The sequence below is a fragment of the Pseudolactococcus yaeyamensis genome (genome assembly GCF_054658615.1).
The window spans coordinates 1-23,320 of the sequence record NZ_BAAGGP010000044.1; the positions used below are offsets into that span (position 1 = coordinate 1).

Below are 23,320 nucleotides of genomic sequence, written 5' to 3' on the forward strand. Positions count from 1 at the left end.
GCGTTTGGTGGAGACGCTACTACGTAACCACCAACTCTATACGCCACCAAGGAGGCATATGGATCAATAAAATTTTATTGAGCACAAGTCCTTGATAGCACTTGCGAAAAAATGAATTTTTCGTAGGATTATTTAGGGCACCTTAATTTCTCAAATCTTCTAAAATAAATTGACAAGTCTTACTTGACTTATTACCACTAGACTTATTTTGGTGGTCTTATAATTTCTACAGTTACAGGAGGTATTTCAACTCCACCTGTAAAAGCTCCTTTCCCTTTTCCAACAACTTGTCCACCATTTAATTCTAAATCCGGAAAACCTATTTTTTGATTAGGAGTCAAAGGAGCTGTGTTAGAAGATTTAAATTCGTTTATCACTACTTTCCCCGTATTTTTATCTACCCCTATAGCATCTACTCTTATTTTTACATTTTCTTTGTTTGTTTTTATTGTTATTTGCTCAACTGCATTATCAGTCTTTTCTGCGAATTTAGGAAACTCTTGTTGTTCAAATAGCTGACCTTGTTTCGCATTTTTTCTAATTTGAGATACATCATCAGTTTTTGAAATAGCTTTCTTCGCTTTACTTCCAGCTCTAGCCGCATCGTCGCCATATTTAAGAACATCATCTCCATACTTAAGGGCAACTTTACTTCCGCCTCTTACTAAATCATCGCCATATTTAAGAGCTAATTTCCCACCTTTAACAGCTTTCCCCCATGGAATTAAACTCGCAATAGATAAGGCGCGATCCCACCATGCTAACTTCCGATAACTATCTGGGTCTCTTCCCGTCCATGCTTTATAAATGTCATCGCCTAAAAGAAACTCCCAAACTTCTTTACCACCTTTTATTAGAGCAGCATCTTGACCACTTGCGATTATAGATATTGCATTTTTATCACCTGCTTCTTGACATTTCAGATGACACATAATCGTTAAACCGGGTTCAGAGTCAACTTTAGTAGCTTTATCAAATCCAGTCCATTTGTCTTCTAAGTCTGGTTTGCATTTGACAGGATTAGGGGGCTTTCCTTTTTTACCTTTATCCTTCCACTTTTTTTCAGCCTTATCTGATAATTTCTTACAGATTTTAAAATCTTTTTCTTTTAACTTGGTATCTGAAATCGTGAGTTGAACTCTCCCTGCTGACTTGAAATTTTTATTACCTGAACTTTTCAATGTCGCAAACTCTGTACCAAATTTACAGTCTATTATTGCACCTTCTGTTACAACTTCAATTACAGTTTTGGGATTTGCACCGTAACTACTTGGAATTGTACCAGAATATTCTTTAGCGCCTGTTTGAGGTGGCGCTGCTGCACCATATCCGCTCGAATTAGTGGCATAACTTCTTTTAGAACCCTTATTATCCATTTATCAATACTTGTTATCCTCTCTATTTTACCACATGGCTAGTGAATCAGTCGGCAAACTAACTGGTCGAACAAATTTATTTTTTGATAAAAAAATTTCTACTCGTTGCGCTAGATTATTTTCTAAAATATCCCCAAGTCTTTGAATACCAAAATCTTCCAAACCTTTAAGTAGCTCATTTTTGTTGTTTATTTGAGGGCGTAAAACAACCTTGCTATGAGCTCTAATAGGTTTCATCAAATAATTTTCATCCTTTATCAAGACCTTTTTGATTATCGTTGTTGCACCTAAACCATATTTACCAATAAAAGAGAAATCATAATAACTTTCTTCACTCACGCCATCGTAACTCAATTTTTCCATCGCATTGTCCAAATATAGATACTCTTTCCCTATCAATATAAAATTTGCGAGTGGACTTCTCTGGATAAAACTTTGACTATTTTCGTCAATAAACCGAAATCGATTATAATACAAGTCTGAATTTTGGATTTTCTTTAACCCTTGTCGTGAAATTATCCCTGATGATACTTTAGTTTTAATATTCGCAAATATTGAACTTGATTGAACATCTTCATTTCTCCCAGAATCATCTATAACATTTTCAATTGTACCTCCTAGTCCCTGTGAAAAATATTCTGCTTTTTCTACCGTTACTCTTGCTAATAGTTGATGACTATTAAAATCAGTCACCCATTGAATTAGCTCTGGTGCTTGGTGACTACTCGTATTTATTTCTAATGAAATATCATTACCAGCCCAAACATACCTAACTGCACTATTTTCTGTACCATAATCAAGTAAACGACCAAAGCAATCATAGTGAAATAAAAGCTTCTCACTCTCAGTTTCAATACTTTCTAGTAATCCTGAATTATAGTATTTCAAAAGACTCTGTTCAGTTCCTTGTTGCCTTCTTATAACTCGACCTTGTTGATCGTAATCGTAAGAAACGTCATCACTTTTAATCACTGCACCATAAGAATTTTCTTGCTGATTAGGATGACTTTTAAAGTTAGTCTGCTCTTCATTCATCGTTCTGCTGTATAAGATTTTATTATTTTCTCGTTCTTGAACAAGGTTACCATAACCGTCGTAATCATAACTTTTAATTTTTCGATTTCTAATGTCTTGTTTCTCTGTTAAACGATTTTTTCCACCTACATTTGAGTAACCATAAACCAGATCTTGTTTAAAATAAGGCGTTGATACTTGTTTTTTAAAGAGCTTATCAGTTGTACCATAACGACTAATCATCGTTAATTCATCAATTTGTCGCTCAACAACTTTTTCATATGTTTCATTTTCATATTGGATTTCTGAAAATATCAATTCTTCTCCATTGATTAGACTAACTTGTCGTTGTTTTTGTTCTCCTTCAAATATTCTTATATCATCAAGTACATCATCAATCTTAATAGATGATAATTTATTTTCTTTTGTGTACTCATAACTAATTAAAGTTGACGGTTTTTTATTTTTAGATAAATAAACTTGTTCTTCAATTAAATTTAACGATTCGTCATAATTTAGCACAATTTTACTTGCAAAATTTCTAGCCATTATAACGTTGCCAAAACTATCATAATCATAAAGTTCCCAAGTTCCATCGCTATTTCTAACTTCAAAAACATTACTATTCTCATCATAAACAACTTGAAACCAACTATTATCAACATCAATTACTTTTTCAACACGCCCGCAATCATCATATTCAAATAGCTTACGAAAGTCTTGATTCACTGTCTCTGCGATAATCTGCCCATGTTCATTTCGCTCTGCTTTATAAATTTGCTTGCGATTTTTAAGTGCCAGTATCAGCTGTCCATCTAGGTTATATGAAAATTCAAATTTATCATCTGCCACCAGTATAGAGGTAACTTTGTCTAACTTATCGTAAGTCAGAGTTAATATTTGATTATCTTTTTCATAACTTAGCACATTATCATGAACATCGTAGCGATATGATTCATGAAATCTAGCATTTAATCGTGTTTCAATTAACCTGTTTTTGATATCATAATGATAAGTGTAAATTTCTGTATGAGTACCTTTTTGTTCTATTTGTTGAATGCAATTTCCAAGCGAATCATACTGCCATTCAAGAACTTCACCATTTTGAGAGACTTGTCGTATTTTTCTGCCAAACGCATCATAGCTCATCTCGTTAGACTCAGTATCAATTGTCACATGAGTCAATAATTTTTGAGCATTATACTGACCTTCAAAAACACTTTTTTTATCGTAAGTACTGCTAATGAGTTGTCCTGAATCATCAAAACTATAAATTGTTTCTTTGCCCAAACGATCAACTAAATGTGTCATCACACCATTTTCATCATAGCGGTATTTTTCTGATGTGCCATCTGAAAAGTTAAGTTCGATTAACTGACCAAGTTCATCATAAACATAAGTAATACGCTGATTATCAGGTTCTATTCGTTGGATCAAGTTATAATTTTCATTATAAGCAAAGCGTTTTTTCCGTCCATCACCATAAGCTATCTGACTGACTAAACCAGTCTCATCATAGTAATAGCGTGTGTCGCTCCCTTTAGAATTAGTTACGATGTTATAGCCTTTATCAGGATAATAGGCAATCCATCCCTCTATGACATGACCGTCTCCCCAAGTATGCACAACTCGCTCATCCTCATCATAGCGCCAATGGAAACAGATACCATTTTTATCACGGCGTTTTGTCATGAGGTAGTTGTCATAAGTGAACTCAATTTTTTCTGCTAATTCATCTGTCACACTTGCAAGATTGCCGTCAGCTGTATAGTGGTATTGAACGAGTATTTTTTGATTGTGTGTGACCTGTGAAATCAAGCCAAGTTCATTATATTTGACCGTAAAACTAGCTTGATTTGAATCTGTGATACACATCAAGTAATCTCTGGCATCATAAGTCAGTTGTGTCGTAAAGTCATTATCATCTCGAATTTCTGTCAATAAATAAAGCGTAGGGAGGCTGCTTGATTGTGAAAAGTAATAGGTTACCTTATCGACAATTTTCTTGACTGAATAGACTTCTTGCTTGTTCTCAATGATAATCTGATTTTTCGTATCACGATAACTATCACCGTCAAAAACTAGCGGTAAGACGTATCTTCTCCCCATCGTATCCGCATAGACCATCACACTTTCATCCGGAAGGTATTCAAGTGAGCTGTCATAGGCAAAAGTGATACGATTACCTAATGACCCGACGAGATAACTTGCACTATCCCACTCCCAATACCAGTCAATCCCTTGTTGAGCTTGAGTTTTGAAATCTGAATGATAAAAACTATAAGCACCACTGATAAGATCTACTGGGTCAAAACCGAAATGGCGAAGTTCTTTCTTTAAATTAACCGTTGATACTTTACTTATCAATTCTTTAGAAATTTTATGACTAGAGATAAAATCTAAATTTCCAATTCTTGCTGGCAGCTTGCTTTGTTTATTAGATTTGGTCTGTAAAGAACCAAAATTAGTTAAAAATTTGTAATTACTCAGAACAGCTGAGTTATGTTGGCTTAATTTTAACTGTAATTGATTAATTGAAAATTTAAGTTGATTTGTGACTGCTTGATTAGCTGCTTTAATATCTCTATTTGTTCTTGCTGCCATAAACTTAGTAGGACTTATCGCTGATGCAGCTCCTTTATTAATCACACCAAATCCACCACCTCCAGAACCACCATTACCATTAATTGACTGTTTATGCTTCAATTTTGTGGCAGGTGCGGACAATTTAGATTGGGCAGTGTTTGATGACAAAGTACTAGTTGTTTCTGTGGCAATAGCTGATGATTTAGAAAATTCCTCTCTTGATAATAAACTCTGAGGTGTCCATATCTTTTTAGGCGTTTTAATTTGAGGAAATGCTGGATTTCTAACTATTTTAGCGATTGCAGAAATAGTTTGTCCTATTTTAGGCTTAGACACATCTAGTTTTTGAAGTATTGTTGGTGAAATTCTAGTTAAGGCTCTATTACCATTCGGTTTAATACTTTGCACTTTTAAAGATGATGACTTTAAAAGACCTGAAAATTGAAGTTTAGTCTGGTTAGTTTTTAGTTTGGCACGATATTTAGCAGTTGTACTTTCTTTTGATTTTGTTCCATTACTTTTATCATTCTTTGATATACTTTTCTCACGACAGTTTAAAGCTAATGAATTGATAAATTTACTAGCAGCACGTAACTTTAGAGAACCTTCTACTTTATTCGAGTGTGTTAAGATTGAAATCATTGAAAGAGCTTGTGAAGTGGTTTTTAAAGCATCCAAACTTTGAATTGGTTGTAATTCTAAAGTTGATTTCCTCTTTTTAGTCACATTCTTGCGACCTTCAAAAGCTTTATGTTCTGCCTTGACACCTGAACCACCTGTATATTGCAAATCAGGACTGAACAACTGAACATTATTGGCAATTGAAATTGAACTTGTATCTCTACCTTGCAATGTAATCCCTTGATCGCCTGTAACAGAAATCTTACCACTACTTGAAAAACTCAATTTACCTGCTGCCTGTAACTTGATTTCAGTCGGACTTGCAAACTCGATATTTTGATTATCTGTCAAAGCAAGATGTAACCCCTCTTTCGAAACAATAGATAACTCATCTTCTTCCAAGGAAATCTTTTTCCCTTGTAAATTACTCAATATCTTTGTTTGCGGATTACTAATGCCATCTTTATAGCTCTCAACTTTACTGCGAGTCGCAAAAGTCACAAAGTAGTCTTTCTCAGTACTTTTCGGGAAATTAACCATCACTTCTGATCCGATTTCTGGCATAAAGTGAGCGTTGTTACTGACCCCTGTTGTATAAGGCAACCAACACGCCTGTTCTTTTGATTGTTTGCTATCAATATCCAAATGGACTTTGACATACTTGCCTTTAATATCAATGACAGCACCTGATAAGGTCAAACCAACTAAATCTTGTTTGGTTGATAACCTGTGTTTCAAACCTTCTTTAGGGACTGCCTGATAAGTATAAACTAGTAGACCATCTCTTATTTCAGCCGTGAATTTGAAAATATCATAGCGTTTACCATTTTCTACTAAATAATCCCCCAATTCGTAAGCTGTATAACTTTCAAATGCAACGATTGTGTAAGAATCTAAATATGATTGACCTTGATAATTTTTAGCACTTTCTTGATAAGCATCATACCGTTTGATAACTTGAAGTTTATTTGGGACTTGCTCAATCAACTTTCCATTTTTCAAGCCAAACCACCAACGTGGACGACTATCCAATATGTCTGCTACAAGATATGTTTGATTTTTACTCGCTAATCGTTGCATCAATTGCCAATCAGTCTCATCATATTGTAAAGTAAGTGTTTTGGTTTTGTGAGATAAACTATCTACTGCAATAAAATGACTATCTGGATATTGCGACACAACATCAGAAATAATCGCCCCGTATGTCGTTGTGACATCCTGAAATGAGCGTTTTTTCTTTTTCGAGTCTAGTTTGGTGGTTGCTGAAAGAACCTGTGCTTGCAAATGCCAGACATTATCTCTAACCTTGATTGTCACATTAGCTAACGTCCCACTGAAAAGTCGTTGGTTAGTTTGTTTATGAAAGAGTTCTGCACTTTCCTCTGAAAACGAACGATTGAGAGCTTCACGAGCAGTTTTCTCCTCCAAAATAACACCAAATATCATCGTGCCATGTTGGTTGACCTCGTGATCAAACTTTAAAGATTCAATATACAGATAAGGGATTGACAATTTAATTGCCAGATTTTCAAATGTTAAGGCTTCGGTCATTTTGCTACTCCTATATATTTTCAATTAAAATTGTTAGACTTCAAACTATCTCAACTCGTCCCCCTATAGTACAGTTATCATTAACAACACTTCACACCTATCCTTTAATTTTGGCGGTACATAATCCTATTTAATACATAAGTTAATCTGGTTCACTTATTCCCATCAAAGAAATCAACAGTCCATTGCTCCGTCTCAAACGGGAAGAATTTTTCTTCACCCATAGTCAAATTGCCTTCTTGCCGTGAAATAGGTAGAACATGAAAGCCCCACTTATCTTCACTGGCATAAACGAAGAATTTCACTTCATGATTTTCAATCGTATCGACATCATCTTGTCTGATGAATTTGGTATAGGTTGTATTAATCGCCTCATACGTGACGGAGCGATACTGCTCAGGTTGATTGATATAAAGATAGCAAGTATGTTGATGATGTTCTTTATCTTCAAGATAGAAGGTCATCTCTCTGACATCATCATCTTTAGAGATAAAACCACTTGTTTGAGTTAATTTCTCAGCACTCATTAATAGTTGTTTTTGATGCCCACGGTGATCATGTGCATAGACGGTATAAGGCGTATTAGGTGTTGAATTAACAATCTCAGCTCTAATCCGACCAGTTTTCCGACTTTCCAAATAACGAACAACGCCACTTAAACAAGATAATTTCAAATCAAGTAAATAGTTATCTTTATGTCTAAATTCGATATTTTTCCCTGCAATAAATTCTTTCATAGCATCACGAAAGAGTGGAATTTTACAAGACTGACCGGTCATTTTAATAATGGCATAGTCTTGAAGTGTGTCATTCAGATATAATTCTTCAAAAAAGTTTTTGATAATGGTATAAATGTCGCCTTTTATCAAGCCATCAATCTCATTTTTGTTTAAGATAATCTCAGGCAATTTATAGACATAATCTAGTCCGATTCCTTTTTTGACAGATAGTTTGAAACCTTTTGTTTCAGTTAAAATCGTCTCAATCGTGGCAAGTTTTGTCGGTGCAATACTCACTTGCCAAGTGTCTGCGTGTTCATAAAATTTCTTTTTAACGCTCTCTGCAATTTGCCAAAGGACATAGTAATTACTTTGGACACGTTTGTATAGTTCTTGACTTTTATTGCTATAGTGACTGAACTGTGTTGGCAGATATTCCTCAGCTTCCTGATATAAGTTATCCAAGTTCTCGTAAAATGTCTGTTTACCATGTTCATCAATATAACGGTAGACATCATTGATAGATGTTGGGAAAATATCTTCCAGATGCAATATTGACGAATTATTTTGATAAAACTGAACAAAACGTATTTTCAAATACTGCAGTATCCGATAAGTTAAGTTATTACCACCAAAATTAATATCGCCATTTTCATAAGTCGTGTCGATTTTGACATGATAAGATACTTTGCCATCTTCTATCCGAAAAGTACAAGATGATAAATCTGTCGTGCCACCACCGCAATCTACGACTAAGGCTTGATAAGTTTCACCATCTAAAAAGTCTTGTCTATCAATGTGATTAGCAATCGTGTTATAGAGAACAGACATCCCTTCATCTAAAGCGTGCTTAGATTCAATTTCATACTGTGGTAGTAAAGCTTGAAACATGGATAAAAATTGATGCTTCAATTTGACCGGACTTGAAATATGTAATTTTACAAAGCGACATTTGAACTGTTGTTCTGCATGACTGATGATAAAGTTAATGTAGGCTTGAATAATCTCGCCCCTTGAAATCGTAGCAGTATTGCCTTGATAGTCACTAACATTTTCTTTTTGTTCATAGTTATTAACCCAACGCTTGATTTCATGGAATGTGCTACTCAACTCACTACCATGTGATAAAGACTGGTGTTTCAAGACCTCATATCCAAAATTAAACTGAATATTTTGTGCATCTTGACAATCGTCAATACTGGCAATCGTTGGCAACAAACTCGTCCAAACATTACCAGATGTCGTTACATCTTTGAAGGTCACAAAGTTTATCTCACCCTGCTGGATATTGCCATTTAAGACATCATGATTATTTTGTAGTTCCAAATAATCAGGGTTAATATGAAGTCCAGCAGTTGAATTACTTGTACCAAAGTCAATCGCTAAGATTTGTCTTGTCACTGGAACATCTTTAATCTCCAGATTGATTAAGCGTGTATCATAATAATCTAGTGGTATATCTAATAAGCGCTGATTACCTGAATATAAGTCAAAGAGGTATTCTGATTCTAGCGTTTTAAAATAGTAAATATGGAAAACTTTATTATGAGAGGGGTGAATTGGCATTTCCTTATTCAAACATAAAACAAAGTTGGTATTTTCTTTGTTCGTCGGTATAAGATTGAAAATACCACATAGCTCTCCCGCTTCATCAACCAATAAAGCATTTGATAGTTGAAGTAAGCCTTTTTCTGCGGATACTTGGTAGGCATCACGTTCCTCAATCGCAAGCCCGTTAAAAATCGTGATTTTTGCAGGGTTATAAATCGTTTCTGACTGTGGGAGTTGAGTTCCCAAATTTTTTTGAATCACTTTACTTAACGTTTTAAAGCCTTCTGATCGATACTCTCTAATCAAGTAATCGTCGTTGACACCTCGAAAATGCAAAATCGTTTCGATAAACATATCACGATCTAGGCGATTAGCGATGCCTTTAACTATTTTTTCTCGATAACAAATATCTCTCAGTTGTAAAGTCGTCAGCTTTTCCAACTCAGCTCGTGAATACCGATTTTCATTTTTTTGTTGATACACTTGTTCTAATTTTGATTTATAAAGTACCATCTTTATCCGTCCTACACATTATCGTTATAATTAATCAATTATCATCTGTTCTATCTTCATCAAGGTTTCTTCGCCAATGATGCCAAACATATACTCATAAAACACACGCATTTTAAATTTAAAAGGTAAAAAGAGTTGTTTAAGAACCTCTATTTTTTTCTGTTCTGATGTTGTCTCTTTTATTTGAAGAAAGACTGTCATCTCATCTTTTCCACTAACATTGACAAAAATAATCGCCTTAGGATAGATTGCTTTAATCGCCTCTCGAAAGATTAAAACCCCTTCATTTGTCTGATACAAACGCAAAAGACTGTTTGCCAAATAATACTGATTTTCCTCCGAGAATAAAGGGAAGTTTGATTTGACCTCCTTACCGAATAAACCTTTTGCGATGTCATCTTTGACAAATCCAATTTGATATTCACGCCTTGTCATGCCACGATTGGTGTCAATCGTTCCGATATAGTGGATAAATAAATCAAACAGAACCTTTTTTAACTCTGTATCATCGATTTCATCTGGTGAGAACATCCGATTAAAAATCTCAGAAAATCGATAATAAGGATTAATCTCCACATCTTTTTGAACAGATAAGGTATTCAAGTCTTCAAAATTCAACTCCAAGTATGGAGAATAGCGCTTAGGATACTGAAATTTGATTTCCTGTATTGTTGCCTTTTCTTGCTTGGCTTGTATCAACAACTCCCATAAAAACATCATATGATTTTACCTACACATCTAAATTCTGGAAAATGTAGCTGAACTTCTGAAACTAAAAAGCTAATCTCATCTCGAATCGTTTGGCTTTGCTGACTAACTTTAAAACTCAAAACCATTACTGTTCTATTCATTTCAGCACGAATATTATCTTTAATGAATGGATTCACTTCATAAGTTTCAATTGTATCCGTATATTCTTCTACAATTTCCACGTGTTCCAAGGCTATATTTTTCATAAAAACATAACCATTAATAATGCGGGAAATTTCACACATTGACCGAACGGTGTGATTTTCTCTTTTCGCAAATCTATCTGTGAAGAACAACTCTTGATGATTACTGTTTAATAAAGTGATTGCTTCTTCTTGAGAAGGTTGAATAAATTGGAAAACTTTCCATTTAGGCACACGCTCATCTTTAGAGATAATCGTCAAATCCTGTAAACCTTTTCTCACATATAAAACATTTTGCTTATCTACATTAAGTAAATAGCCATGTTGGAGACCATGTTTTTCAAGGTTTATCGTATGTTCAAAATTAACACGATCTTTAGCAGGAACAGGAAAACTCTCGTTTTTCACTTCAAATTGTTTAATATTCCATAAAGGAACTGTATCCATTTTTTGATAGGCATCCATCTCTTCCAAATGCCACTCAACCTTGATAACTTGTTCATCTATTGCTAAATCAACCTTAGTCGCTAAATTAATCTCGATAAATTTGTACAAGTAAGGATGCAGTATCGTTTGCCAAGGCATATCATTATTAATGAAATTAATATAGAGCTGCTCGAGTTGTTGGATATAGCCAGTATAAGGACGAACGCCTACTTTTATCGGAATCTCTCTCTGAGTTGTGACCAAGTTACCACGAAACTGACGATTCTGAGATGTTTTCAAAAAACGATTGATTTTGATAAAATCACAATTCAGATAAACCTTGGTTAAAGTTACTTGCTCATCTTCCCTAATCCGAGAAGATAAGATTTCTAAATCATTTTCTTCACTTAAATCATTTTCATCAATCGGAAAATAAAGACTCGAAATTGGATTAAATTCATCTTTTGAAGTTATTTGGTAGAAAACGTCGAATTTACTAGCTTCATCTTCAATATCATTAAAAACCCTATCTTTTATCGCTGATAGCTCTTGGTCTGTATAGTCAATTAAGCCACTAAAAACACCGTTTAAAATTTCTTTTAATACAGCTCTTTCTTCTAAACTAGGTAATTGATTTAATCGACTTTGTAGTATCTCTTTCATTGTTTTCTTCTTTCAATAGGGGTGATTTTATAATGAGATAGTTGCAGAATCATAATTTCTAGCTTTTAACAAACTGACCTTACTGACCTTGACTAGCTTGTGCTGCCTGAAATAACCTCAAATTAGTTATCGTGTCAATTTTACGTTGAACTTGTAGGACACGGGCATCATTACCAATATTTTGATAAATTTTTTGAGCACCTTGATATAAACCGACTGCCATATCATATTCTTTTTTACCTAATGACGTATCACCGTCGGTCTCTAGTTTTTCTGCAACTTTCTCTTGCTTCGCATTATAATCTTTTTGGGTAGCTGCTTTAAGCTCTTCGGATTTAGCTCGCATTTGACTTGCCTTATCATGAAAACCTGCTTCATCATATTGGTCGGCAATCTTGTCATAACGGCTTGCTAAATCTTCATCTGGTGTATCACCAGTAGCTTGTTCTGCTTGGCTTGCTTCTCTATCCGCATCTGCTTTTATTTTGTCTTTATCCGCTATATCTTGCTGAGTTTTAGCTGTATCAATTTTGACATTCAAATCCTTGATTTTGTTTTGGTCATTGAGCAGGATAGCTTCTTGTTTAGCTTTTTTATAACTTGCTTGGGCTTCCGCATATTGCTCCGCCTCTGTTTGAGTATCGCCTAATTTTTCTAACTCAGAAATATACATTTTGGTATCATAATAATTAAACTTATCCGTTAAATACGAATTAGGATAAATCTCTAGGACTTTTTCGTGGTCTATTTTCAAATCACGTGCCTTGACAAACAAATTTTTAGCTGTCTCATTTTCATCTTTTTCACCGCTTGTATTAGCATCAACCAATAACTGAGCCATTTTTTGTTTGAGTTCAATTTCGTGCGCATTAAATTTTTTGATACCATCTTTTTCTTTCAAAGCGCTATCATATTTTTCCAAAGCTCTTTTAAAATTGCCCTCTTTGACAAACTGATCTGCTTTTTTGACAAAATTTTCAATTTTATCTATCTTCTCAGCTCTTTTAACTGAATTTCGATAAGACATAAAAAGTAACATACCTAATAAAAGCAAAATAGGAACAGCGATAATCACTGCTCTTTTCAGCATTTTATAGTTCTTTTTACTTTTCTCAAACAACTTATTCACCATAACGATTGCTATGGTGTAATTATTCAGCTCTTGTGGCTGCCCACTTAAAAGTAACTCCTCTAAATTATCAATGACCTCCTGAGAACTTTTTGCCTCTTGCATGGCATCAATTATTTCAATGTCAGTCACATGTTCCCAAAGTCCAACTGTCGTCATGACCAGAGAATCAAGTTCCCGTAATTTTCTTTTCTCTGAAATAAACGGTTTTAACTTGCCTCGTTTCCCGAGATATTCAGTCAGATTATTTCGTTCTTCAAAACCATAAGAACGGTCTGAAGGAACCATAGCTTCATCAATCATTTCTTGATAAAAACTTTGATCTCTACTATAAAACCGTTTTTTATCATTATTAATACATTGTAAGTGAACATTTCCTACACTCGCATATCGGATATTGATATAATCCGTTACCACAATCATAATGCTCGCTTGTAAACGACTGCGACTACTCTCATATTTCAGGGTTGCATTAGCTTCTTTAATTAGATTCGCTAAACTTTGAGTGGTAATACTTGGGGCAAGGATAAAAGAATCTAACACACTTTTGACAGCTAACTCCGCACTGTTTTGTGTCTCACTTTCATCAATACTAGATGCCATGACCCAACAGGCAAAATCATCTTCTTCTACGAAAGCAAAATAGTCTTTGTTTTCTAATTTCCCACCTGCTTCAGTAAGATATTTCGTTTCAAAATTACTATTTTCTTTTCTCATCTACCTTCGTTCCTCATACTATTCCTAACGCTCATCGCAATCATTTGAATTTTTCAGCCAAGATGAACGTGGCTTGATTGTCTGTTTGTCGTCTTAATTCTTGATACAATGTTTTAAATTTTTCAAGCTTATTTTCAGTTGAAATTGATTTATCCAACACTTTTTCCATACTAAGTTCAGAGATTGTATCATCAATTTCTTTATTACACACGACTACCTTTTGATAGCGATTCAATTTGATTGATTGTTTATTTCCCTCAAGATAACGAAAGTTTTCATAACCTAAATAGCTGGTCAACTCATTCTTCAAAGTATTCGTTAAAACACGGCGTTCTGAGATTTGACCATCCAATATCTTATCTCTCAACTTATATTTATACAAATCTCGTTTATTCAATCGTGTCATTTTTTCGTCATAAAGATAAATAGAAATATTTCCTGAGCTTACCCAAAATAGTTGCCTGTCTTTGATATAAATTAAAGCAATAGAACAGCCACCACTTTGAACATTAATGTTTTCGCTGATTTTTCGATGACTTTCTAAGCAACAACGCTTTAAAAAATCATGTGGATTTTCTAGTACATTTAAAGCACTAAAATTATCACGAACTGTCTCCTCAGCTAATTTACAAGATAGTTCGCCTACTCTTTTCTGACCGACGCCACTAGTCAAACACGCAAGCATCTCATTATTTTGCCAAAAAATCGTTTGTAGATTATCAACTACATTTTCTGTACCAGATAATCTAAAGCCCTCAATTGGAAACAGCGTTCCCTTTTCTTTAAAGCCAAACACTCTGAAAATCATCAGCACAACAATAAGTAAACTTAACCAGATTAAAGGATCATTGTAGTTCATCGTATCATTTACCTTGTTTCATACTTTCCCACTCAAAATTTTCGCCACATAACGGTATAAATAGAAATTTACTATTACCTAGCTGAATCACATCATAAGGATTCAACTCTGTCGGTGTATAAACAGCATCGTTCATCAAATAAACTAATCCCTGTGAATCTCCTGGTAAAATTAAAGTAATTCTTTTCAAAGGGTCATAGGCAATAATGGCATGGTTTCGTCTCGCAATTCGGTTATCACCAAGAATCTGAATTTGCATATCATCTGAACGACCGATAAAATTTTTCTCTGCCATAATTCGATAATCTCTGCCCATCTGCGGTCCTTCAATGCAAACAAGCCACCCGACTACTGGATCAATAACTTGTAATTCATCCATATACTCACTATTTTCGTCAAATGTTTCATCTGTTCCAACAGCTTGATTATTCAAAGCCTTTTCTTCTTTCACCGTCATATTACAGTAGGGGCAAATGTTGCCATATCGTCTCGAACTAAATAAATGCCCATTACCACATCTCGTTAAACCACCCATAATTTCACTACTCCTATCTTAGTCTTATCTAATTTCGGTACTACTGCACCAATAACTTTGTTTTTGCAATATAAATACAATCTTGCGCTGCTAATTCATAAGGTAAATTTGTCAACCGATATATTTTCGTCTCATCTTTTGACTTGATGCCCGTACCATTTCTTGTGCCTAAATCTTCGATAAACCATTTACCTTCAATACAGTTCATCACAGCGTGTTCTTTTCCAATCAATACTGCGTAATCAGAATCTGATAAATCTATATCAACAGAATTATTTTTATAGCTTTTACCAATCACTAATGCCCGTTCTCCTGAAATGTGCCAAGTTTTTATTATCTCGCCATTTTCTCCTATCAATAACATATTTTTGAGTTTTGACTGAATGAATCTTTTAGAATAATACCGGTTAAAACGCCTTGTCAAAAGCCAAATCAAAAGAATAAAACTCAAACTGATAAATAGGATAGAAACCCCGAGAGGATAGGCTTCAATAACCGAAAAAACACTTGCAGTAACTAACAGAATCAAAATAGCAACATCTAATAACACTTGTATATTTTTCTTATGCTTCATCTTCTCTCTCCAAAGTCAATGTTTTCAAAATACCAATACAGAGCGGTCGCCAAAGCTCGTATTCTTCTTTAGGACAGGTAATTGTGAGTAAGAAAACTTCAAATTCTAAAGAGGCGATACCCATAAAAGTATAGATTTCTTCATCTAATGTTGGTATGAGCACATCAAAATAACTAATCAATGGCAAAGAATTATCAGGAGTGGAAATTTCCTCACTGATAATCTTGAAATGAGGATTCACTTTTCTTATGGCACTAAATATGCCACTTACGAGTTGCGGAAATTCTTCATCAGAAACTGCTGCTTCTAGGGGCATTAGACTAATATTTTGAGTTGTTGTTACGTCGCTAAAAATATAATCTGCCTGATTGATATAAGGATATTTCTCATCCTTTACCCCTTGCTCCATTAGATCAAATTCATCTGGAATCAATATCCCAACATTCCCAGCAATAATTTTCTTAAAGATAAATCTTTCGCCACCTAAATCAACAAATCCTTGTGGTAATTCCTTGACAATCTTATCAATCTTTGCCTCTACGATCCATTGTCTTTTTACTATTTCTTGCATCACAGTTTTTTCTATCGCTGCAATTTCTAAATCACGTTCTGACATTTAACTTCATCTCCAATTTTCTTTTTTGATATTTTTTATCAATAATATTTGAGGAACAAAGAACGAGAATTAACCTCATATTAGTCTGACTAAATATAATGAGTTCATTCTATATTCCCTTTTGGAATTTTAGAGTTGGCAATCATGTCATCATATTCTGCTTCATATTCTTGCTCATCATAATCTTGAAAGCCTTTGAATACTACTTCTTCAACATTTTCCCTATTGAAGAAATAAACTGTTTCAGGAGTAATCATCCCTTGTGGTATCAAAACAGAGGCGTAATCATAATATGCTTCTTTTTCTTCTTCTATCACAATACTAGCCCTAGCAATTATCATCAATTTTGAACCATCACCATTTTTTAGTGTTACTACTGTTCCAAGGGGTAGAATATTTTCGTTCATTTTTATTATTTCTCCAATTTTCTTTTTTGATATTTTTCAACAACATTTAGCCAACGAAATGGATTGTTAATCCATAAGAGTAAAATTACAGAAAATGGCAAGAAACCAAGTAAAGATAGTCCTATTATCTCACTTCCCACTTTATGCCCTAAAAATCCACCATGTGTTTCAATCATGTATGGAGTAATAGTTATAGTACTTAATCCTAAAACTAACATGACTGCAATAAATAGGAACATTCTTATCTTTTTATCTAACGTTACTTTCTTATCTCTAAAAATATTCCAAATATTGTTAGTCAGATGAGCTTGACGAAACTCTGTTTTTGTAGCTTTTTCAAGTTGCTCAATAGGAATGTTTTTTATCGGACCATACAATGCTTTCTCTACAACAATTGATAATATAACAGTTTCTGAAAACCAAACTAGTAACAAACAAAATAAAACAGTCATATCATAATACATCTCACTTCCAGTTGTACAAAAAGCAATAAATTTCCCTATAATAACAAATAGGATTGGCATAATAGTTATCAACAGAATAGAATATATGTTGTTACTTTTAGTTTGTTTCATATCAAGCATTGGATTCTTAGGAGCTTTTAAAATCAACTTATTTTTAGTATCAAAATAAATAGCGTTACTCGCAGTTTCACCTATAAAAATGATATCTCTGAAAAATAATTTCACCATAATTTGAAATTCTCCACAAAATCGTCAAATCCCCATTTTCCATGTGCAAAACCATCATAAACGTAATTCCCTAGCCCACCAGCTACATATCCTACAACAGCTCCTGCAACGGGACCTACTACTGGAATAGGAATTAAGTTGCCAACAGTAGCACCAGCATATATCGACCCAACTGCTGTCCCTGCGTGAGCTACTCCATCAATTGCAGCACTTGTATTTCCATACTCATCTTTTCTCTCTAAATAAGTCAGTCCTCCATCAAGGACTGCTGTAGTCCCTCCAAGTTTGCCAACACTTTTCCCTGCACCTTTTATTCCACTACCTTTAACAATTTGACCTGTACCATTCAATGCTTCATCTACATTTTTTGCACCTTGAACAGACTTAAAACGATTAACATCTCCGTAAACTTGTTTCCAAGTTTTTTGACCTGATTTAGTACTCTTCACAGCAGACTTATACCAAGTATTATCACCTATTTTTTTCCAACTAGCTATCCCTTCTTTCCAGATTAAATTGCCAGTTGCTCCGTATCCAACATACGATAGCCCATTTTTCCCCCACTTCATCATACTGACTATCTCATCTGATGAATTATCACTCTCCCCTTGAGTAGTTTTCAAAATCGTAATATCAACGTTACATTTTTTACATCTCAACATACAAAATTTATGGAGTGCTATCTGTGAATCAACCGTTGTTTTAGGGTCTCCTCTCGTCCATGTATCCTCAAAATCAGGAATACACTTTACTTGTGATACTATTGAACCTGTTTTTTTTCTTTCTTTCTCAGTCAACTTATTACAAATTTCAAAGTTCCCTTCTTCTAAATTTGTATCTTCTATCGAAAGAGATAATTTCCCAGTAGCATTTACCTTTCTAATACCTCTCCCTTTTGGATCTAACTTTACTTCTTTTTTAGAACCATATGGACATTGAACGGTAGCACCATCTACTACTAACTCGAAATTTGAAGGATTAGATATTTGAGATAAGTGAGAAGTCGCTGATAAGGACTTAATTTTTCCACTAATCCCTCCTGATATTACCGTATTTCCTAATTTACTACCCATTTTTACCTCCACGCTTAAAAAAATCATCGAAAAGATTGGATGCATCAATTGGTACTTCTTTCTGCCCTTTCTGGACTTTTTCGCCTGCGCCATTAAAGCCAAAAAATGATTCAAACCCTTTTGAACTTTGTTGAAATAAATCTTCCATTGAACTTGCTGAGGAGCGATTAGATGTATTTTTTTCTTGTGAAAAACTAGCTGTCTTTTTAGATGAACTTGCTAATTTCTGGTCGTATGCTTTTCGACTTTCTGCATCACTAAGCACCTCATAGGCTTTAGAAATCTTGATAAACATTTCTTCTGATGCTTTATCATTAGGATTGAGGTCTGGGTGATATTTCTTGGATAACTTCCGATAAGACTGTTTTATCGTTTCTTGTTTGGCAGTTGGGAGTACATTTAAAGTTTCGTAATAAGTCGTCATTTTTATTTTTCTATATAAAAAATCAAGGTGTACACAGAACATATCTGTGTACACCTATGATCTGCTTTTTAAATTCCGTAGCCACCTTCAAGTTTTACATCTTTGTTTTTATCTTTTTTCTGTTTAATTTTTAAGATAAATTCGCCGATACCTTCTGTATCTCCAAAGCTTTCTGTGTAATCTACAACAAAAGCATTGGGGAAAGTGAATTCACGAACCACTTGACCAGCATTGACAACACCAACCGCAACACTACGGTAAGTATCTGCTTGTTCAACAGGAACAACTGACCATTTTGCAAGTTGCAATGGCCCATTTGTTTTTTCGCCAGCAGTTGCTGTCAAAATTTTACCTTTGACAATCAAAGTTGTGCCAACATCTGTGCTACGTGCATTTGAATCTTCAGGTGTATCCATTACAAATTTAACACCTGTCAACTGTTCTTCCGAAAATTCAATCTTTTCGGGTCCGCCTTCAACAACAAGTTTAAAACCCATTTTTCTATTCTCCTTTAGAGTTTAATATATTTTAGTACCGTTAGATAAAACATCTAACAAGTAATAAACACTTTCTTTTATGAGGCAGATGCTACTGAACGATTAACTTCTACCTCTAGATTTTTAACATTACCATTAAATATCAGATTGACATGACAACGATTTGATTGTTCATCAATATCGAAAGTAATATCGTCACCATCTTGAATAATAGAGTTAATAAAGCCTTTGTCTTTCAGCCATTTACTCTTAGTACTTTCTGGATTCATGCTAAAGAATAGTTGGATATTATCCATTTTGAAATCATTGGTTTGGTATCTTAATACTCGTTCAACGTAGCTACTTAACCAAGTTTTATAGGTTTCTTCAAAACCATTTTCACCTTCTGCCAAACTTCTTGCTTTGTAGACTGTCACTTTAGTGATATCTTTATTTTTATAAGTCGCATTTTCAGATGCAAAACAGAAACCAAAATTCAAACGGTTAATTTCATTTTTGACACTATTCGTAAAGCCACTAATTTCTTTTGTCAAAGTCGTTGCGACATGAAGTGAATTATCTTTAGCCTCAATATCAAATCGAACACCCGGGGTATTTTTAAGAACACGATCGAAATGTGTACCAAGATAACCAGAACATTGACATGCTGCAACTAATCCAGCAGCAACATAAGCTGCGCCTACGTAAACGCCTTCTAACCACAATTTCAACATATCTTCTTTTTCTTGAGATAATGCTGCACTGTTGCCATCAACCGCAACCATTTTACTGTCAAGCAAGACACCAGATTTGTTTTTAGGTATAATCGTAAAGTTAGGATAACATGGTACAGCAAACTGACTATAATCTTGTTTCATCAGCGATTTACAATGGTCAACATATTTACCAACGCCGTTGATTGCCAAATCATCAAAAGTTGTTTCTTCACCCGTTTCAAAGCTAAAGTAAAGTTGAACGTTGTAATCTTTCAAGACATTTAATAGAATCGCTAATGACTCTACTGTATTTTCGTTATTCTTAGCAACTTTCGCATTACCCTGGAATCTTTGTCTTGTTAATTTGACATCGCTCTTATTTTGCAAAGCAACGTCGGCGACAATTCCCATCCAAATTGTATTTTCAAAATCATTTTTATTATTCGTTGTATTTAAATATTTTTCCAAGCGAACAATATTACTTGATTTTGTAATCATTTCTAGCTTATTATTTGTGACTAGAAGTGTTGGCTGCATGTCTTTATTTTTAGCTTTGTATTGGTCAAAATACAATTTAACACCGATGATTTTTTCAATTAAAGGTTTAACAATCTTGATAAAATCTGATTTTGAATCTTTGTAGAAAGTCAAGTAGCTATTATAGTTATTAACTTCAATTTCATAATTAATATCTACTTGTTCTACCATTGGTAATGGTGAAAAAGTTCTAACAACCAAGTCCTTAACATAGTCATTTGTATCAGATGAAACGGCTTCATAATCTTCTGAAAAAATTGTTGACAATTCATTGCTTGTTTCAGATGAAGTGAGTGCTAATTCTTTAGTTTCAGCTTTTGGTGATTCGATAATTTTAAGTTCGCCACTATCGCCCATTGTTAATTTTCCGATAGTCACTTGTTCTGCAGAACTACCATCTTCTGATTGCCCCAACAAAAGTCGTGTTTTAATATCTTCAATCGCTAACGGTAACATCGCCATAACGTTGTTATAGTTAGAAGATGCCATTTCAAATCGTTCGTTTAGCTTGTCGCCAATTTCCAATTTTTTAGGATCTTCTGCTTCAAGTTCCTCATACTGATCGTACAAGTAATTGATTTCCTTCCGAACTTGCTTGATGTCATCCATGACTTTTTGTGGCGAAATCATATTGGTAACGTTTTCAAAATTAAAATCACTATTTTTTAAGCCATTTGAATTTTTAGCATCCAACATGGTCACAATCATTTTGACAAAATCATTATCGCCGTTGATTGGAATTTCAGTTACATTTTCAGCAGCAATACCTTCTGGTCTTTTTAACGAGTAGACAACCTTACCATTGGCACTGTTAAAAAATGAATAAACAGTGGGTGAAAACTTAGTCATAAACTCATCAAAACTATGTACTAATAGTTCCCGATTTATCTCGTTGATTTTATCATCACTAAGACTATCCACTCCTTTCACTTCGCCAATTAGCGTCAATAAATCTGGTTTCTCTGGATTAATTTCTTGGAAATCAATCGTTCTGTTCGTTTTCTCAATAATTTTCAACTTTTGCATATCCTCTCTAAAACCAAGTACCTTAGATAACTTCTACTGACATGAGCAAATAAATATAAATCAGTAAGTTTATCAGACTAACTATTATTTACACGTGATTTTCAGAAAGTATTTATAAAACTTCCCTTTAAAAATGTATACAATTAGTATAGACCAATAGCACTTCTTATTGGTACTAAGTGTAACAGTTTATTAGAAGCCTGTCAAGGAAAAAAATAATATTTTTTGTCTGAAATATTGCTATTTTTTTTTTTTTTTATAAAAACCACTCATTTTATTTTAATTATCCATCCTATTAAACGCTTGATTTGCGCAATAAAATATCATTTTTAATAATATCAAACTTTTTTCCAAGTTATTATTCAATTTTTTTAGAATAATCAATCTGGTTATTTATATCCCGTTATCTTAAAACCACTGCCTAAATAACATGATTTTTTTGAATATAAAGACGATTTTATCGAAAGCGTTTTCGAAAAGTAATTATGATATAGTTTTTTCATTAGACAATTATAGTTAGCATATTCTTTATTCTTCCTGAAATATCAACACATTATATTCTTGTGTATAGCGACTGATATAATCTTCTGCTGGAGTTCATTCATCTTCAGTCAGTACCGCACCATTTTGAATGATTTCAATCATTTCAGGAGAAATTTCGCTTTTCACAAATGAAATACTAGATGTCGGTGTCTCATCTGCTTTGTCATACAAATTTTCTGCACTAACATACTCATCTAGTTCATGCCCAATTACTTGATTTAGAACTTGCAACATATTATATAATTTATTTTTTCATCTTTACTTTTCCTTTATCATTTGTGGTAATCTTCTTAGTCATAAAATTAATCACACCTTTATACAAAATTCTTAGTCAGATGAATTGTACTAAAAAAAGACAAACTCCAAACAATATTGGAAATTTGTCTTTTATCTTAACCAGTTATATTTTTTAATGTGAGACAATAACTCTTGATTCCGTTTCAAATTTAAATCTGCTCAAAATCAAGGTGTTAATTTGTTTAGTTGAATTTGTGAAAGATGAATTCAACCCTTAGTATAAATCGTATAATATATCATCAAAAAGTCAAAACATCAGAAAAACTCCCACAAGTTTACACTCACGGAAGTTCTTCATAGCCACTTTACTTTCTATCAAACTATTTTTCTAAAATATTGATAGAAAACCAACAAAATACAAAACAAAACTGATGACCATCAAAATCAAGACAATCATCCCCAGAAACGCCATAAAGGCAAAGAGATAGAAGAACACAGTAATCACTATAAATAAGCCAACCGCTTTCAAAATCCCAAGCAATAACTCTACAACGATCTGTGTTTTATCCCATTCTCTTGATGATAAGTCACTGTAAAAATCCCACAATTTTGGCATAAGCCGATATATTCCCATAAATACAATATCATGAAGAAATAAAGGGCATAAGGAATCACCAACTTTATCAACACATAGACAGAAAACGAGCCAACTTTCAAGCGTCCAGTATTTTCTCCAATCGTTTTCATGACGGGTAAAGCAAGGACGATAAATGGGATACCGTACATGATAAAAACGCCTAATTCTTGCATAACTTCTCCTCGACTTTAAAGTTGGTCTAAATACCA

At 33.9% G+C, this 23,320-nt stretch carries 19 protein-coding genes; all 19 read right to left on the minus strand.

Going from position 1 to position 23,320, the window contains the following annotated elements; genetic code table 11:
- Positions 1-203: 203 nt before the first annotated feature.
- The 19 genes from ACYQ21_RS09335 to ACYQ21_RS09425 all read right to left on the minus strand — a co-directional run bounded on the left by ACYQ21_RS09335 (position 204) and on the right by ACYQ21_RS09425 (position 23,284).
- Complete coding sequence (locus ACYQ21_RS09335; RefSeq protein WP_460057874.1) at positions 204-1,376, minus strand: PAAR-like protein; 1,173 nt, start codon at positions 1,374-1,376, stop codon at positions 204-206.
- A 27-nt stretch (positions 1,377-1,403) separates the two neighbouring features.
- Complete coding sequence (locus tag ACYQ21_RS09340) at positions 1,404-7,148, minus strand: DUF6531 domain-containing protein (RefSeq protein ID WP_460057876.1); 5,745 nt, start codon at positions 7,146-7,148, stop codon at positions 1,404-1,406.
- 152 nt (positions 7,149-7,300) lie between these two features.
- Entirely contained in the window at positions 7,301-9,931 is a 2,631-nt protein-coding gene (locus ACYQ21_RS09345; RefSeq protein WP_460057878.1) for a hypothetical protein, read from the minus strand.
- Between the two features lie 30 nt (positions 9,932-9,961).
- A complete protein-coding gene (locus ACYQ21_RS09350) occupies positions 9,962-10,651 on the minus strand; it encodes a hypothetical protein (protein ID WP_460057880.1) in 690 nt (229 codons plus the stop codon).
- Entirely contained in the window at positions 10,648-11,913 is a 1,266-nt protein-coding gene (locus tag ACYQ21_RS09355) for a hypothetical protein (protein WP_460057882.1), read from the minus strand. The genes ACYQ21_RS09350 and ACYQ21_RS09355 overlap by 4 nt, the downstream gene beginning before the upstream one ends.
- A 79-nt stretch (positions 11,914-11,992) precedes the next feature.
- Positions 11,993-13,759, minus strand: a complete 1,767-nt coding sequence (locus ACYQ21_RS09360) for a PP2C family protein-serine/threonine phosphatase (RefSeq protein WP_460057884.1) — start codon at positions 13,757-13,759, stop codon at positions 11,993-11,995.
- A gap of 40 nt (positions 13,760-13,799) precedes the next feature.
- Positions 13,800-14,618, minus strand: coding sequence for a hypothetical protein (locus ACYQ21_RS09365; protein ID WP_460057886.1), 819 nt, complete (start codon positions 14,616-14,618; stop codon positions 13,800-13,802).
- 4 nt (positions 14,619-14,622) lie between these two features.
- On the minus strand, positions 14,623-15,153 hold the full coding sequence (locus ACYQ21_RS09370; RefSeq protein ID WP_460057889.1) for an FHA domain-containing protein: 531 nt from the start codon (positions 15,151-15,153) through the stop codon (positions 14,623-14,625).
- Positions 15,154-15,193: 40 nt separating this feature from the next.
- Positions 15,194-15,727 (minus strand): FHA domain-containing protein, encoded by a 534-nt coding sequence (locus ACYQ21_RS09375; protein WP_460057891.1) that lies wholly within the window; start codon positions 15,725-15,727, stop codon positions 15,194-15,196.
- Complete coding sequence (locus ACYQ21_RS09380; RefSeq protein ID WP_460057893.1) at positions 15,717-16,343, minus strand: hypothetical protein; 627 nt, start codon at positions 16,341-16,343, stop codon at positions 15,717-15,719. Before ACYQ21_RS09380 ends, ACYQ21_RS09375 begins: the two co-directional genes overlap by 11 nt.
- 104 nt (positions 16,344-16,447) lie before the next feature.
- Positions 16,448-16,750 carry a DUF4176 domain-containing protein gene (locus ACYQ21_RS09385; protein WP_460057895.1) on the minus strand — a complete coding sequence of 101 codons (303 nt, stop codon included), beginning with the start codon at positions 16,748-16,750 and terminating at the stop codon, positions 16,448-16,450.
- A gap of 5 nt (positions 16,751-16,755) precedes the next feature.
- Complete coding sequence (locus ACYQ21_RS09390) at positions 16,756-17,442, minus strand: hypothetical protein (RefSeq protein ID WP_460057897.1); 687 nt, start codon at positions 17,440-17,442, stop codon at positions 16,756-16,758.
- Entirely contained in the window at positions 17,436-18,515 is a 1,080-nt protein-coding gene (locus ACYQ21_RS09395; RefSeq protein WP_460057900.1) for a PAAR-like protein, read from the minus strand. Before ACYQ21_RS09395 ends, ACYQ21_RS09390 begins: the two co-directional genes overlap by 7 nt.
- Positions 18,508-18,939 carry a J domain-containing protein gene (locus tag ACYQ21_RS09400; RefSeq protein WP_460057902.1) on the minus strand — a complete coding sequence of 144 codons (432 nt, stop codon included), beginning with the start codon at positions 18,937-18,939 and terminating at the stop codon, positions 18,508-18,510. Before ACYQ21_RS09400 ends, ACYQ21_RS09395 begins: the two co-directional genes overlap by 8 nt.
- 68 nt (positions 18,940-19,007) lie before the next feature.
- Positions 19,008-19,436, minus strand: a complete 429-nt coding sequence (locus ACYQ21_RS09405) for a hypothetical protein (RefSeq protein ID WP_460057904.1) — start codon at positions 19,434-19,436, stop codon at positions 19,008-19,010.
- 77 nt (positions 19,437-19,513) lie between these two features.
- Entirely contained in the window at positions 19,514-21,694 is a 2,181-nt protein-coding gene (locus ACYQ21_RS09410) for a hypothetical protein (protein WP_460057906.1), read from the minus strand.
- 597 nt (positions 21,695-22,291) lie between these two features.
- The gene (locus ACYQ21_RS09415) at positions 22,292-22,471 is read right to left on the minus strand and encodes a hypothetical protein (RefSeq protein WP_460057909.1); all 180 of its coding nucleotides are present in this window, start codon (positions 22,469-22,471) and stop codon (positions 22,292-22,294) included.
- 391 nt (positions 22,472-22,862) lie between these two features.
- Entirely contained in the window at positions 22,863-23,090 is a 228-nt protein-coding gene (locus ACYQ21_RS09420) for a hypothetical protein (protein WP_460057912.1), read from the minus strand.
- Positions 23,021-23,284, minus strand: coding sequence for a hypothetical protein (locus tag ACYQ21_RS09425; protein WP_460057914.1), 264 nt, complete (start codon positions 23,282-23,284; stop codon positions 23,021-23,023). Before ACYQ21_RS09425 ends, ACYQ21_RS09420 begins: the two co-directional genes overlap by 70 nt.
- Between the last annotated feature and the right edge of the window lie 36 nt (positions 23,285-23,320).

Bases quoted from the DNA above. Each gene is read 5' to 3' on its own strand.
- ACYQ21_RS09415 (WP_460057909.1), bottom strand. From the start codon at position 22,471: ATGTTGCAAGTTCTAAATCAAGTAATTGGGCATGAACTAGATGAGTAT.
- ACYQ21_RS09360 (WP_460057884.1), bottom strand. From the start codon at position 13,759: ATGAGAAAAGAAAATAGTAATTTTGAAACGAAATATCTTACTGAAGCA.
- ACYQ21_RS09405 (WP_460057904.1), bottom strand. From the start codon at position 19,436: ATGGGTTTTAAACTTGTTGTTGAAGGCGGACCCGAAAAGATTGAATTT.
- ACYQ21_RS09400 (WP_460057902.1), bottom strand. From the start codon at position 18,939: ATGACGACTTATTACGAAACTTTAAATGTACTCCCAACTGCCAAACAA.
- ACYQ21_RS09345 (WP_460057878.1), bottom strand. From the start codon at position 9,931: ATGGTACTTTATAAATCAAAATTAGAACAAGTGTATCAACAAAAAAAT.
- ACYQ21_RS09395 (WP_460057900.1), bottom strand. From the start codon at position 18,515: ATGGGTAGTAAATTAGGAAATACGGTAATATCAGGAGGGATTAGTGGA.
- ACYQ21_RS09370 (WP_460057889.1), bottom strand. From the start codon at position 15,153: ATGGGTGGTTTAACGAGATGTGGTAATGGGCATTTATTTAGTTCGAGA.
- ACYQ21_RS09385 (WP_460057895.1), bottom strand. From the start codon at position 16,750: ATGAACGAAAATATTCTACCCCTTGGAACAGTAGTAACACTAAAAAAT.
- ACYQ21_RS09380 (WP_460057893.1), bottom strand. From the start codon at position 16,343: ATGTCAGAACGTGATTTAGAAATTGCAGCGATAGAAAAAACTGTGATG.
- ACYQ21_RS09340 (WP_460057876.1), bottom strand. From the start codon at position 7,148: ATGACCGAAGCCTTAACATTTGAAAATCTGGCAATTAAATTGTCAATC.
- ACYQ21_RS09365 (WP_460057886.1), bottom strand. From the start codon at position 14,618: ATGAACTACAATGATCCTTTAATCTGGTTAAGTTTACTTATTGTTGTG.
- ACYQ21_RS09420 (WP_460057912.1), bottom strand. From the start codon at position 23,090: ATGCCAAAATTGTGGGATTTTTACAGTGACTTATCATCAAGAGAATGG.
- ACYQ21_RS09390 (WP_460057897.1), bottom strand. From the start codon at position 17,442: ATGGTGAAATTATTTTTCAGAGATATCATTTTTATAGGTGAAACTGCG.
- ACYQ21_RS09335 (WP_460057874.1), bottom strand. From the start codon at position 1,376: ATGGATAATAAGGGTTCTAAAAGAAGTTATGCCACTAATTCGAGCGGA.
- ACYQ21_RS09425 (WP_460057914.1), bottom strand. From the start codon at position 23,284: ATGCAAGAATTAGGCGTTTTTATCATGTACGGTATCCCATTTATCGTC.
- ACYQ21_RS09410 (WP_460057906.1), bottom strand. From the start codon at position 21,694: ATGCAAAAGTTGAAAATTATTGAGAAAACGAACAGAACGATTGATTTC.
- ACYQ21_RS09350 (WP_460057880.1), bottom strand. From the start codon at position 10,651: ATGATGTTTTTATGGGAGTTGTTGATACAAGCCAAGCAAGAAAAGGCA.
- ACYQ21_RS09375 (WP_460057891.1), bottom strand. From the start codon at position 15,727: ATGAAGCATAAGAAAAATATACAAGTGTTATTAGATGTTGCTATTTTG.
- ACYQ21_RS09355 (WP_460057882.1), bottom strand. From the start codon at position 11,913: ATGAAAGAGATACTACAAAGTCGATTAAATCAATTACCTAGTTTAGAA.